Raw genomic sequence first — 11,650 nt, forward strand, 5'->3', positions numbered from 1 at the left:
GTTTGGTTTTAAAGGTTTGCGCCTGCTATAAATCAGCCAACAATATTCACGATTTTTCCGGGAACAACAATCACTTTTTTTGGCAATTTGCCGGCCAATTGTTCTTGGGTTTTTTCGTGTGCCATTACTGCCTTTTCAATTTGCTGCACATTCAAGTCCATGGGCAACTCTAAAGTAAAACGCGTTTTTCCGTTGAAGGAAATGGGGTAAACCTTGCTACTCTCAACCAAATAACTGGCATCAAATTTTGGGAATGCTGCCGTTGAAATGGATGTTTGATGACCCAACATTTCCCATAATTCCTCGGCAATATGGGGCGCGTAGGGCGATAATAAAACCAGTAAAGGCTCTAAAATTTCTTTTGAAGTACATTTTTGGGCGGTTAACTCGTTAACGGCAATCATAAAGGTTGAAACCGAAGTATTGAACGAGAAATTTTCAATATCTTCCTCTACCTTTTTAATGGTTTTATGAAGTGTTTTTAAGGCTTCTTTTGAAGGTGCTTCATTAGTTACATTTAATCCATCTTCGCTAACATGCAGTTTCCATAATTTTTTAAGGAACCCATGCACGCCTGTAATACCCGCCGTATTCCAAGGTTTGTATTGCTCTAACGGGCCTAAAAACATTTCGTAAAGGCGTAAACTATCTGCACCATAATCAACACAAATTTGGTCGGGATTGACCACGTTGTATTTGGATTTGGACATTTTTTCGACTTCGCGTTTTACTTTAAAAGTTCCGTCTTCTTCAGTAATAAATTCAGCATTTTTATACTCTTCTCTCCAATTTTTGAACGCTTCAATATCTAATTCATCGGAGGCGTTTATGAAAGAGACGTCTGTATGAAAACCATGACCAAGATTAAACGAAATATCATATCCAATAGTTTCTTCTTTTGAGGAATAAAAATCTTCCGTTTTATCCGCTAACTTTTCTATCAACTTAAATATATCCTCTGTATTTTCATCTCTAATAAAAAACCGTAAACCACACTTATTTTCATTTTGTTTTATAAATTTTAGTCGGTCACTTGAAATAAATATTGGATTTATTTTACTTCCTTTTGCCAAAAATTCTTTTTCATTATTTTTTAGTAAACCAGGGACAACTTTCGTTACAAAAGCACTAGTCCCCAAAATCATGCCTTGGTTAATCAGTTTTTTAGCATATTCATCCACAGGCACCAAGCCTTTATCGAACAAGAATTTTTGCCAAAAACGCGAGTATAGCAAATGCCCTGTGGCATGCTCGCTGCCGCCAATGTATAAATCGACATCTTTCCAGTAATTTAAGGCTTCTTTGCTCGCAAATGCTTCGGTATTATCGGGGTCCATGTAGCGGTTAAAATACCACGAACTTCCTGCCCACCCTGGCATGGTGTTCAATTCTAATGGGTGAATGGTTTTATTGTCAATCAAGTCGTTGGAAACGACTTCATTTTTATTGGTGTCCCAAGCCCAAACGGTGGCATTGCCCAATGGTGGTTCGCCCGTTTGGGTTGGTAAATATTTTTCAACTTCCGGTAAACGAATGGGTAAATGTTTCGCATCAATCATCTGCGGCATACCATCAACATAATACACCGGAAATGGCTCGCCCCAATAACGCTGGCGACTAAAAACGGCATCGCGCAAACGGTAATTGGTTTTGCCTTGGCCTTGGCCTAATTTTTCAAGTTCGTTAATGACTTTTTTGGTCGCTTCTTTATAGTTTAATCCGTTAAGGAAATCGCTATTGGCAATCACAACATTGTCTTTTGAAGCGTAGGCTTCTTTTGAAATATCAACCCCTTCAAAAATATTGGGGATTGGGATATTAAAATGCTTTGCAAAATCGTAATCGCGTTGGTCGCCACAAGGAACGCTCATTACCGCACCGGTTCCGTAGCCCGCCAAAACATAATCGCCAATCCAAACCGGAATGGGCTGTTTTGTAAACGGATGTTCGGCATACGCCCCTGTAAACGCGCCCGAAATGGTTTTTACATCGGCCATTCTATCGCGTTCGCTACGTTTGGCGGTTGCTAAAATGTAAGCATCAACCTCGGCTTTTTGTGCTGGGGTGGTTATTTGTGGAATTAGTTCGTGCTCGGGGGCAAGCGTCATAAATGAAACGCCGAAGATGGTATCGGGTCTTGTTGTGAACACCTCAATCCCCCTAACCCCCGAAGGGGGAATTTGCTCACTCATTCGGAGCACATCCTTGACAGATTCTCTTTGTGATAATGCTTCTTGAATGGTTTTTAAAACACTATCTATATTTCCTAAAACCTCTTCATTTGAAAAACGAATGACTTTATAATCATCATTTTCAAGAATTTCAGTTCGCTTTGCATCTTCATCCAATTGATTTTCATGGATTTTGCCATCTACTTCAACAATCAATTTTTTATCTAAACAAACAAAATCAACAATATAATCACCAATTAAATGCTGTTGTCTAAATTTTGCTTCTAAGTTTTTATTCCTTAGCTGTTCCCACAGTACTGCTTCTGCCTGAGTTGGATTTGCACGCATTTCCTTAGCGCGTTCCAATAACAAATGCGAATTATTTCCACCAGTCATATACCCCGCACGAGTAAGCGAACCTGCTTTCTCTTCCCCTTTGGGGAAGGATAGGATGGGGAAAAATACCGATGCACCAACCGATTTTCCAATCCAGTTGCGTTGGCTTTCCTTTAGGGAATCGGTCCAATCGATTTTTTCCAACCCTTGAAGCAAACGTTCTGCATACGCCGAAATGCGCATGCTCCATTGGGTCATTTTTTTTCTTATTACGGGATGCCCACCACGTTCGGAAACACCATTTACAATTTCATCATTTGCCAATACCGTTCCCAATGCAGGGCACCAGTTTACTTCCGTTTCGGCTAAATACGTTAATCTATATTGCAATAAAATTTGTTGTTGTTTTACGGTATCAAACGCCTTCCATTCTTCCGAAGAAAACGATTCGATGTTATCATCGCACACCGCATTTACGTTTGAATTTCCTTCCGAAGCAAATATTTTTATCAATCCTGAAATATCTTCCGCTTTATCAACATCCTTGTTGTACCACGAATTGAACAGTTGAATGAAGATCCACTGGGTCCATTTGTAATAACTTGGGTCTGAAGTACGCACTTCCCGCGACCAATCGAATGAAAACCCAATTTGGTCCAACTGGCGCCGGTAGGTTTTAATGTTCTCTTCGGTGGTTAACGCTGGATGTTGCCCCGTTTGGATGGCATACTGTTCAGCCGGCAAACCAAAACTATCGTACCCCTGCGGATGCAATACGTTAAACCCTTTGTGGCGCTTGTAGCGTGCATAAATATCGGATGCGATGTACCCTAGTGGATGCCCCACGTGCAGGCCCGCACCACTTGGGTAGGGAAACATATCCAACACATAAAATTTAGGTTTATCTGATATGTTTTCAGCTTTAAATGTTTGGTTTTCAGCCCAATATTTTTGCCATTTGGCTTCGATTTCGTTGAAATTGTATGTCATCTATATTCAAATCAGTTTTGTCATTACGAAGACGCAGGTGGAAGGAATCTTTTTGTTATAAGCAGATTGCTTCAGGTTGTTAGCAATGACCAAAATTAAAGCGCAAATTTACACTTTAAATAGAGAACTGTAAAACGTTTACTTCTAATAAAATTGAATTGATTTGATATGAATACCAAATAGCAACCCATTACAATTTTGTTTTGTAATTTCGCCACTTAAAACACAACTTCGGTTTGATAAAAGACACAACCAAGGCCCATTTGGCACTATTAGGTGCCAACATTATTTACGGTGCCAATTATATTATTGCCAAAGGCATTATGCCCCATAAAATAGGGCCAACGGCCTTTGTTTTTTTTAGGCTTACAGGTTGTGCATTTCTTTTTTGGATGATTAAATGGTTGTTCGTTAAAGAAAAAGTTGCCAAAAAAGACTTTTTAATGCTTGCACTTTGCGGCTTGTTTGGGGGTGCCATTAACCAACTGCTGTTTTTTCATGGGATTAATTTAACATCGCCTATTGATGCTTCCATAATAAATACCACAGCTCCTTTAATTGTTTTGGTTTTTAGTTATCTTATTTTACAAGAACGTATTACGCTAAACAAATTATTGGGCATTACTTTGGGAGGTGTTGGCGCTATATTTTTAATACTTTATGGCAACAAAGCCGTAGGGACCAGCTCTTTTTTAGGCAATTTATTTGTACTTTTAAATGCATGTAGCTATGGGCTTTACCTTGTTTTGGCAAAAACCTTAATGAAAAAATACCATGCCATAACGGTTGCCAGTTGGGTGTTTTTATTTGGGTTTTTATACGTGTTTCCGTTTGGGATTTCAGAGTTTTTAAACACCAATTTTGAAGCATTTACATTAAATACCTACTTAACCATTGGTTACGTGGTGTTATTTACCACCTTTTTCGCCTATTTGTTTAATATTTACGCGCTTAACCATTTAGCACCTTCGGTAACAAGTAGTTATGTGTATTTGCAGCCTGTAGTTAGTTTTATTATTGTTAGTATTTTAGCGCACGTGTTTATGCAAGAAGCTTACGCACAAGATATTAATGCAGTAAAAATAGCAAGTTGTTTTCTTGTGGCAGCAGGTGTTTACATTATAAGTAAACAACAAACACAGTCTTAAAGCCGATACAATAAAAAACAATCTTAAAAGTTTAAACACTATAACCGAATACTTTATTATTTTTACAGCGTTAATCCACTATTATGAGCTCTTATTTTGAAAAAGTCCAAAAACGCCGATTAATTTCCTCCTATTTTTCGGTTGTTTTAAGTATTGCATTGGTATTGTTTTTATTAGGCTTGTTGGGCATGTTGGTATTAAATGCCAAAAAAGTGTCCGATCATTTTAAAGAACAGGTGGTTGTTACCATTTATTTGAAAGAAACGGCCAAGGAAGTCGAGATAAAGCAACTTGAAAAAAGTTTGGCAATGGCCGATTATGTAAAATCGATCGAATACGTTTCAAAAGAACAAGCTGCCGAATTTTTAAAAGAAGAAAACGGTGAGGATTTTATGGATTTTGTAGGTTATAACCCTTTGCAAAACTCTATCGACGTGCATTTAAAAGCCGATTTTGTAACTTCGGAACATCTTGAAAAAATCGCGGAAGAAGCAACCTCAAAAGATTTTGTTGATGAGGTAACCTACGATAACGATTTGGTAAACCTGATGAACGAAAACGTAAAGAAAATAAGTTTTTGGGTATTGGTCATCAGTGGTATTTTTACCTTAATTGCGGTTTTACTAATCAATAGTTCCATCCGTTTGGCGGTTTATTCCAAGCGTTTTACCATAAAAACCATGCAAATGGTGGGCGCAACCAAGCAATTTATCCGTCGGCCCTTTGTTTGGAAAAGTGTTCGGTTGGGCATTATTGGTGCGGCATTGGCGTTAATAGGCATGGGCATTGTACTTTACAATCTCAACAAAACCTTCCCAGAGTTGGAACTGTTAAGCAAACCCTTTTTAGTTGTGCTGCTTTTTGCCGTGGTATTTACTTTGGGCATCATCATCACTTGGATAAGCACGCACATTGCAACCCAACGTTTCTTGAATTTGAAAACGGATGATTTGTATTATTAATGCGCTGTTTAGGTATTAGGGTTTAAGTTTGTAATTCGTCTTTTCTAGTAATTCTTAAAAACAAATTACAGTTCCATTAACACACCAGTTCTAAATAAATCTGTTAATTTGCACTAAACTATTCTACGGAAATACATCATGGGAGAAAAAAAACAAAAAGAAGCCTCAAAAAGTGTTTTTATTTTTGGGAAGAAAAACTATAAATTCATGTTTATAGGATTGGCATGCATAGCCTTGGGTTTTATTTTAATGTCGGGCGGTGGCAGCGACAACCCCAACGTTTTTAACCCCGAAATATTTAGCTGGAGACGCATTAGGTTGGCACCTACCTTGGTATTGATTGGCTTCGCACTTCAAATTTATGCCATTTTATTAAACCCAAAACAATCAAATTCCGAAAACTAAATTACAAAGCGTTTTTGGCTTTTCTTAGTTGTAATTTGATATTTTTGCCCCATGGATACATTACAGGCTATTGTTTTAGCGATTATTGAAGGCATCACCGAGTTTTTACCGGTTTCTTCAACAGGGCACATGATTGTGGCATCCTCCTTTTTCGGGATTGCCCACGACGATTTCACAAAACTTTTCACCATTGTCATTCAATTAGGCACCATCATGTCGGTTATTGTGCTGTATTTCAAGCGATTTTTTCAAAGTCTCGATTTCTACTTCAAATTATTGGTTGCTTTTATTCCGGCGGTAATTTTAGGCTTATTGTTTAGCGATGCCATAGATGGTTTGTTGGAAAACCCCATTACCGTTGCCATTTCTTTAATTTTAGGCGGTTTTTTATTGTTGAAGGTGGACGACTGGTTTGGTAACGAAGAAGGCACCGAAATATCCTATTTAACCGCTTTAAAAATTGGTTTTTTTCAGTGTTTGGCCATGATTCCGGGCGTTTCAAGAAGTGGCGCCAGTATTGTTGGCGGCATGACGCAAAAATTGTCGCGCACCGTAGCGGCCGAATTTTCCTTTTTTCTGGCCATTCCAACCATGTTGGGCGCCACCGTAAAAAAGAGTTACGATTATTACAAAGCAGGTTTTGAATTGTCGCACGACCAAGTAAACCTTCTTATTATTGGCAATGTTGTGGGCTTTATTGTGGCGCTAATTGCTATCAAATCCTTCATAAATTATCTTAGCAAACACGGTTTCAAGCTATTTGGTTATTACCGCATTATTGCCGGAGCGGTTATTTTATGCATCCATTTCTTCATACAAAAACTAACCATTATTTAATGACTGTTCAAGATTATCAATCGGGGCAGGTCCTTTTAATTGACAAACCACTGCATTGGACCTCTTTTCAGGTAGTCAATAAAATGCGTTGGGAAATCAGGCAAGCCTTCAACCTAAAAAAAATTAAAGTGGGCCATGCCGGTACCTTAGACCCGCTTGCAACCGGTTTACTGATTATTTGTACGGGAAAAATGACCAAGGAAATTGATACGTTTCAAGCACAAATTAAAGAATACACAGGCACCATTGTTTTAGGAAGCACCACGCCTTCATTCGATTTGGAAACTGAAATTAACGAAAGCTTTCCAACAGGCCACATTACTGAAGCGTTGATAAAAGAAACAGCCAACCAGTTTACGGGTGAGATTATGCAATTTCCACCCGTGTTTTCAGCGATAAAAAAAGATGGGAAACGGCTTTACGAATTTGCAAGAGCTGGTGAAGCAGTTGAAATTTCGGCAAGAACGGTTACCATTGAAACCTTTGAAATAACGCATATTGATAACATGAAAATCGATTTTCGGGTGGTATGCAGCAAAGGCACCTACATCCGGTCGTTGGCCAACGATTTTGGCAAAGCACTGCAATCGGGCGCGCATTTATCGGCGTTAAGGCGTACCAAAATTGGCGATTTTGATGTAAAAGATGCCGTTTCAATTGAAACCTTTATTGAAAATATTTCTTCGGAATAATTGTTGCAAAAAAATACATTATTTATTAAAAAAGTTAATTTAATTAAAGAGACTGTTAACAGTATAATTTCTTAGCATAGTAAATGGATTAAAACAGAGGAAATTTGATGAAATTTTAATAGGAATAAAAATGGGTAAGCATAAACTTATGGATTTTCATCGTTTTTTAGATGAAGCTGGAGACACTACTTTTTATGGTAAAGGAAAGAAAAACAGTATTGGAACAAATGGTGTGTCAAATGTTTTCATTATTGGTATGATAAAAATAAAGGATCCATTGGATGAAGTTAGGAATAAAATAAATGCCCTTCAAGAGAAAATTATTAAAGACGAGTTTTATCATGTTCCTAGTGTGCTAAAAAAAATTAACAATACAGGCTATTATTTACACGCAACCGATGATTTACCTGAAGTAAGAAAAGAAATGTTTGACATAATTAAAACCATTAATTGTAGTTTTGAGGCAGTTGTAGGAAGAAAAAGTATTGAGCGTTATGAAACCAAACACAAAGGGAAAGAGGAATATTTTTATGCCGATTTACTATCACATTTACTTAAAAATAAACTTTCTAAACATAAAAAGTTAGTGCTGCACATTTCAGAAAGAGGGAAAAGTACTAAAAACCATAATCTGGAGTTAGCATTTTTAAAAGCTAAACAAAGGTTTGCTAATATAAATGGAAACAAAGAAATGAAAACGAATGTGGTTTTTAACGTCAATTATCCTACTAAAGACCCACTATTAAATTTAGCAGATTATTTCTGTTGGACAATCCAAAGGGTGTTTGAAAAAGGTGAAATCAGGTATTACAATTTTATTAAAGAACAGATAAAATTAGTTATAGACCTTTATGATAGTGAAAAGTATGGAAATTGGAAAAACTACTACGACAACAAAAAAAATCCCCTAACTGCTGATAATAAAATAAGCCCACTAAAACACTAATTTTAAAATTAATTTAAAATAACGACCTGGAGTCGACTTTCGTGTTTTGCAGACTTAGTGCAAATATACGAAAAATTTATCAATTCAAAATGTGGCAGTATATAAACTAATGTGATTTTCAGTAATAAACCAAATAAAAACTTTCTAAATGAAGCACATTTTTTTCTTTTTCAGCATTCTTTTTCTAGTATCACTTTATTCGTATTCCCAAAAAGAACAAGAAAAAACCCGGGGCCTTTTTTATAAAATATCGTTAGCTTCAACCTTGACCATCAATAAAGAATACACGCTGGACCAAGATGATGATACTGGCCCACTAATTAATCCTAGCGCACTGTTTGTAAATAATACCCTTGGCTACCAATTTGACAAGCGTACATCGGTAGGTTTTAATTTTGAATATGATTACCATTCACAACAAGGGCTTCATTTTGCACCTGCCTATGCAACTTTGCAGCATAATATGATAGTTGACGACACCAATTTGTTTGCCCGAGCAGGCTATGGAACGCTTTTAGGAATGGGAAAATCGTTTGAGAAGGGTACCATGTATAAACTAGGTATTGGCATTCAAGAAATATTTGAAAACAATAATTCACTGTTATTTGGTATCGATTTCAGCAGAAAACGTTTTGGCTACAAAACCCTTGAGGGCCTATCGAGCGTTTCCATTTTTCTGGAATTTATGTTTTTTTAATCTTTTTAGCTTATTTTGTCGTATATAACTGTACTTATTGACGTTAAATTTTATTTTGCACTTCACAAACCAACATAAAGCCTTGTTAATCACCTTTTTGATATCTGGAACGGTGGTGCTTTCCGTTTTTAATCTTAGCATTAAAAATCGTGAAGATGCCATTGCCGAAAGTTATTATGAATTGGAACCCGAAAAGGAACTTACTGAAGAAGAAGTAAAATTATTGCAAGCCTTGGAAAAAATAAACGCGAGCAAAGCCGAAACCAATAAGGCTTACAATGAAACCGAAAAAAACAACCGGTTTTCTGAAGCCTATCAAAAAATAGCACCCCCTGAAGACTATGTTCCAAAGGCGAATGAGGAAAATGAGGGTGACGATGAAAGCTCCTCGACCTTTTCGGAAAAAAAACCATTGAAACCCGCTATTGATAAAGACGAATTATCGGCCTTTAGTAAGGTAAATGATGTGTTAAAAAAGCAACAAAGTGAAGGCGCGAATACCAAGAGTACCGTAAGTTTTTCGTTAGTTGATAGAAAAAAAGTGTTTATTCCAATACCGGTTTACCTTTGCGAGGTAGATGGAAAAGTAGTTATAAATATTACGGTTAATGCCAACGGAAACGTAATTGATACTTATGTAAACAACTCATCGACCACCACCAATGATTGTTTAATAGCGCACGCTTTAGAGTATGCCAAAAGTTCGCAGTTTAGTGCCGATGCAACTAAAAAAACACAATTAGGGTCTATTACCTTCCACTTTATTGGCAAGCACTAGCTTCATATTCGCAAAGCATTTCGGTAAGGTTGTCAATTATATTTTGTCCCTTATCATTGTTATACCAATGTTGCAAATCTTCCTTAAATTCGGGCGTTAACGAGCCATACAAGGTTTTGTAGCGGTTCACAAATTGGGTGGCTTCACTAGGCCGTGGGCCAAACGTAGCAAGAACTGCCTTTGTTTCGCTTTCTAGCATGATCAATTTGGGCACCGAACGGCTTTCTGAAGTTAAAAACCTATCCATTAACTCTGGGTTTTCATCGCGAAGCACAATTTTTAAGTCAATCTGGTTGTTTAATTCTGCTATTTTATTCAATACGGGCAAAACATGGGCTGCATCGCCACACCAACTTTCAGTAATGACCAACCAAATAACATTTTGGCTAAAACCAATAATTTTTTTTTGCGCTGCCTTTGAAATTTTCAAGGTTTTGTCCCAACGCTTCATACGTTGGTCGTTCAGTTTCGTGTAATCAGCCAATTCCTGGGTTTTTTCATCGCCCGTGGTGGTGTTCTGTTCAGCCAATTGTTTTACCAATTCCCTATATGCTTGGTAAGTCATACTTTTCCCTAAACTATTGGTTATAATAGATTCCATGATGCTTTTTAAAAAAAATAATATTCAGGTACAAAATTAACTTCTTAGTGTTTTAATTATGATGATAATTGTCATACTTTTAAATTTGAAAAAATAAGTTATGGATAAAAAACAACGATGCGGTTGGTGCCAAGGCGATGCTTTGTATGAAGCCTACCACGACCAAGAATGGGGCGTACCCGTTTATAACGATGCTACACTTTTTGAGTTTTTACTCTTGGAAACATTTCAAGCAGGATTAAGCTGGATTACCATTTTGCGCAAACGCGAAAATTTTAGAGCCGCTTTTGATGAATTTGATTATGTGAAAATTTCTAAATACCAGCAAGACACCGTAGAAGCTCTTATGCAAAATGCTGGCATTATACGAAATAAACTAAAAATTAAGGCTGCCGTTACCAACGCCCAATTGTTTATGGACATCCAACAGGAATTTGGTAGTTTTAGCAACTATATTTGGGCTTTTGTTAGTGGTAAACCTATAAAAAACAGGGTTGAAAATTATAAGCAAGCCCCTGCAAATTCGGCCATTAGCGATGCCATAAGCAAAGATTTAAAAAAACGTGGCTTTAAATTTGTTGGCTCCACGGTTATCTATGCGCACATGCAAGCTACGGGAATGGTTAATGACCATGAAATAGGGTGTTTTAGGTATCATGAAGTTTGAAAGCAGCACTTTTATTCTATATCCGGTTTTTTTCTAGCGGCTTTTTTATCAGATTGGGTGCGTTTGCTTTTCAGGCGTTTTTTTATAATCGCTCTGGGTATTTTGGTTGGAATACGTTTTTTTGGCACTTTTAGCGCAGTTTCAATAAGCTCGAAAAAACGCTCGGTTACTAGTTCTTTATTTTTATGCTGACTTCTGCTTTCGTCGCATTGCAAGATTAACACGCCGTCTTTAGTCAATCTGTTTTGAAGTTTGTCCAGAAGGCGTTCTTTTAATTCCTCATTAAAAACCAGCGTTTCATTTACATTGAAAAGCAGCTCCACTTTCGAGGACACTTTATTAACATGTTGGCCACCAGCCCCCGAACTTCTAACGGCTTTAAAGGTTAACTCTTGCAATAAGGTTTCTTTATCGAACATC

Annotated in this window: 12 protein-coding genes; 9 read left to right on the plus strand and 3 right to left on the minus strand. The window is 37.2% G+C overall.

Going from position 1 to position 11,650, the window contains the following annotated elements:
* Window positions 1-32 precede the first annotated feature (32 nt).
* Window positions 33-3,497, minus strand: a complete 3,465-nt coding sequence (locus GQO80_RS03070) for a leucine--tRNA ligase (RefSeq protein ID WP_157206870.1) — start codon at window positions 3,495-3,497, stop codon at window positions 33-35.
* A gap of 236 nt (window positions 3,498-3,733) precedes the next feature.
* Here GQO80_RS03070 and GQO80_RS03075 point away from each other — a divergent pair, with 236 nt between their 5' ends.
* The 8 genes from GQO80_RS03075 (at window position 3,734) to GQO80_RS03110 (ending at window position 9,962) form a co-directional block, all read left to right on the plus strand.
* On the plus strand, window positions 3,734-4,645 hold the full coding sequence (locus tag GQO80_RS03075) for a DMT family transporter (RefSeq protein WP_157206871.1): 912 nt from the start codon (window positions 3,734-3,736) through the stop codon (window positions 4,643-4,645).
* An 83-nt stretch (window positions 4,646-4,728) separates the two neighbouring features.
* The gene (locus tag GQO80_RS03080) at window positions 4,729-5,607 is read left to right on the plus strand and encodes a cell division protein FtsX (RefSeq protein WP_157206872.1); all 879 of its coding nucleotides are present in this window, start codon (window positions 4,729-4,731) and stop codon (window positions 5,605-5,607) included.
* A gap of 138 nt (window positions 5,608-5,745) precedes the next feature.
* The gene (locus tag GQO80_RS03085; RefSeq protein ID WP_157206873.1) at window positions 5,746-6,012 is read left to right on the plus strand and encodes a DUF3098 domain-containing protein; all 267 of its coding nucleotides are present in this window, start codon (window positions 5,746-5,748) and stop codon (window positions 6,010-6,012) included.
* A gap of 51 nt (window positions 6,013-6,063) precedes the next feature.
* Complete coding sequence (locus tag GQO80_RS03090) at window positions 6,064-6,849, plus strand: undecaprenyl-diphosphate phosphatase (protein WP_157206874.1); 786 nt, start codon at window positions 6,064-6,066, stop codon at window positions 6,847-6,849.
* Window positions 6,849-7,541 carry a tRNA pseudouridine(55) synthase TruB gene (gene truB, locus GQO80_RS03095; RefSeq protein ID WP_157206875.1) on the plus strand — a complete coding sequence of 231 codons (693 nt, stop codon included), beginning with the start codon at window positions 6,849-6,851 and terminating at the stop codon, window positions 7,539-7,541. The genes GQO80_RS03090 and truB overlap by 1 nt, the downstream gene beginning before the upstream one ends.
* Before the next feature lie 130 nt (window positions 7,542-7,671).
* Window positions 7,672-8,487 carry a DUF3800 domain-containing protein gene (locus GQO80_RS03100; protein WP_157206876.1) on the plus strand — a complete coding sequence of 272 codons (816 nt, stop codon included), beginning with the start codon at window positions 7,672-7,674 and terminating at the stop codon, window positions 8,485-8,487.
* 148 nt (window positions 8,488-8,635) lie between these two features.
* Entirely contained in the window at window positions 8,636-9,184 is a 549-nt protein-coding gene (locus tag GQO80_RS03105) for a hypothetical protein (RefSeq protein WP_157206877.1), read from the plus strand.
* A 37-nt stretch (window positions 9,185-9,221) separates the two neighbouring features.
* Window positions 9,222-9,962, plus strand: a complete 741-nt coding sequence (locus GQO80_RS03110; protein WP_232333103.1) for an energy transducer TonB family protein — start codon at window positions 9,222-9,224, stop codon at window positions 9,960-9,962.
* Here the strand turns inward: GQO80_RS03110 and GQO80_RS03115 are convergent.
* Window positions 9,946-10,563: a thioredoxin family protein gene (locus GQO80_RS03115; RefSeq protein WP_157206878.1), complete on the minus strand. Its 618-nt coding sequence runs from the start codon at window positions 10,561-10,563 to the stop codon at window positions 9,946-9,948. The two genes, GQO80_RS03110 and GQO80_RS03115, sit on opposite strands and share 17 nt — an antisense overlap.
* 100 nt (window positions 10,564-10,663) lie before the next feature.
* Between GQO80_RS03115 and GQO80_RS03120 the strand changes: the two genes are divergently transcribed.
* On the plus strand, window positions 10,664-11,230 hold the full coding sequence (locus tag GQO80_RS03120; protein ID WP_157206879.1) for a DNA-3-methyladenine glycosylase I: 567 nt from the start codon (window positions 10,664-10,666) through the stop codon (window positions 11,228-11,230).
* 11 nt (window positions 11,231-11,241) lie between these two features.
* Here the strand turns inward: GQO80_RS03120 and arfB are convergent, their stop codons facing one another.
* The gene (gene arfB / locus GQO80_RS03125; RefSeq protein WP_157207282.1) at window positions 11,242-11,649 is read right to left on the minus strand and encodes an alternative ribosome rescue aminoacyl-tRNA hydrolase ArfB; all 408 of its coding nucleotides are present in this window, start codon (window positions 11,647-11,649) and stop codon (window positions 11,242-11,244) included.
* Window position 11,650 lies beyond the last annotated feature (1 nt).

The organism is Mariniflexile maritimum (assembly GCF_009746565.1).
Classification (GTDB): Bacteria; Bacteroidota; Bacteroidia; order Flavobacteriales; family Flavobacteriaceae; genus Mariniflexile; species Mariniflexile maritimum.

Coding starts and splice junctions, on each gene's coding strand:
- GQO80_RS03090 (WP_157206874.1), top strand. CDS start 6,064: ATGGATACATTACAGGCTATTGTTTTAGCGATTATTGAAGGCATCACC.
- GQO80_RS03080 (WP_157206872.1), top strand. CDS start 4,729: ATGAGCTCTTATTTTGAAAAAGTCCAAAAACGCCGATTAATTTCCTCC.
- GQO80_RS03100 (WP_157206876.1), top strand. CDS start 7,672: ATGGGTAAGCATAAACTTATGGATTTTCATCGTTTTTTAGATGAAGCT.
- GQO80_RS03085 (WP_157206873.1), top strand. CDS start 5,746: ATGGGAGAAAAAAAACAAAAAGAAGCCTCAAAAAGTGTTTTTATTTTT.
- arfB (WP_157207282.1), bottom strand. CDS start 11,649: ATGTTCGATAAAGAAACCTTATTGCAAGAGTTAACCTTTAAAGCCGTT.
- truB (WP_157206875.1), top strand. CDS start 6,849: ATGACTGTTCAAGATTATCAATCGGGGCAGGTCCTTTTAATTGACAAA.
- GQO80_RS03115 (WP_157206878.1), bottom strand. CDS start 10,563: ATGGAATCTATTATAACCAATAGTTTAGGGAAAAGTATGACTTACCAA.
- GQO80_RS03120 (WP_157206879.1), top strand. CDS start 10,664: ATGGATAAAAAACAACGATGCGGTTGGTGCCAAGGCGATGCTTTGTAT.
- GQO80_RS03070 (WP_157206870.1), bottom strand. CDS start 3,497: ATGACATACAATTTCAACGAAATCGAAGCCAAATGGCAAAAATATTGG.
- GQO80_RS03105 (WP_157206877.1), top strand. CDS start 8,636: ATGAAGCACATTTTTTTCTTTTTCAGCATTCTTTTTCTAGTATCACTT.